The 1,038-nt window shown below is 57.9% G+C and carries 1 rRNA gene; it reads left to right on the top strand.

Features of this window, described 5'->3' with window-relative positions:
* Positions 1 to 1,038 (top strand): 23S ribosomal RNA (locus AB0N76_RS39900); the annotation flags it as partial.

Genomic DNA, 1,038 nt, shown 5'->3' on the forward strand with positions numbered 1-1,038 from the left:
GCGTGCCTTTTGAAGAATGAGCCTGCGAGTTTGCGGTGTGTAGCGAGGTTAACCCGTGTGGGGTAGCCGTAGCGAAAGCGAGTCCGAATAGGGCGTCTGAGTTGCATGCCCAAGACCCGAAGCGGAGTGATCTAGCCATGGGCAGGTTGAAGCGGAGGTAAGACTTCGTGGAGGACCGAACCCACCAGGGTTGAAAACCTGGGGGATGACCTGTGGTTAGGGGTGAAAGGCCAATCAAACTCCGTGATAGCTGGTTCTCCCCGAAATGCATTTAGGTGCAGCGTCACGTGTTTCTTGCCGGAGGTAGAGCACTGGATAGGCGATGGGCCTCACCGGGTTACTGACCTTAGCCAAACTCCGAATGCCGGTAAGTGAGAGCGTGGCAGTGAGACTGTGGGGGATAAGCTCCATGGTCGAGAGGGAAACAGCCCAGAACACCGACTAAGGTCCCTAAGCGTGTGCTAAGTGGGAAAGGATGTGGAGTCGCAGAGACAACCAGGAGGTTGGCTTAGAAGCAGCCACCCTTGAAAGAGTGCGTAATAGCTCACTGGTCAAGTGATTCCGCGCCGACAATGTAGCGGGGCTCAAGCACACCACCGAAGTCGTGTCATTGCAGCATGAAGGGCCAACGCCTGCTGTGATGGGTAGGGGAGCGTCGTGTGCCGGGTGAAGCGGCGGTGGAAACCAGTCGTGGACGGTATACGAGTGAGAATGCAGGCATGAGTAGCGATACAAGAGTGGGAAACTCTTGCGCCGATTGACCAAGGGTTCCTGGGTCAAGCTGATCTGCCCAGGGTAAGTCGGGACCTAAGGCGAGGCCGACAGGCGTAGTCGATGGACAACGGGTTGATATTCCCGTACCCGCTTTGAAGCGCCAACGCTGAACCCTCTGATGCTAAGGCCGTGAAGCCGTCCCGGAGTCTTCGGACGAAGGGGAGTGGTGGAGCCGCCGGCCCAAGGTGGTATTAGGTGAGCGATGGGGTGACGCAGGAAGGTAGTCCAGCCCGGGCGGTGGTTGTCCCGGGGTAAGGGTGTAGG

The organism is Kitasatospora sp. NPDC093806, from assembly GCF_040683335.1.
Lineage (GTDB): Bacteria > Actinomycetota > Actinomycetes > Streptomycetales > Streptomycetaceae > Kitasatospora.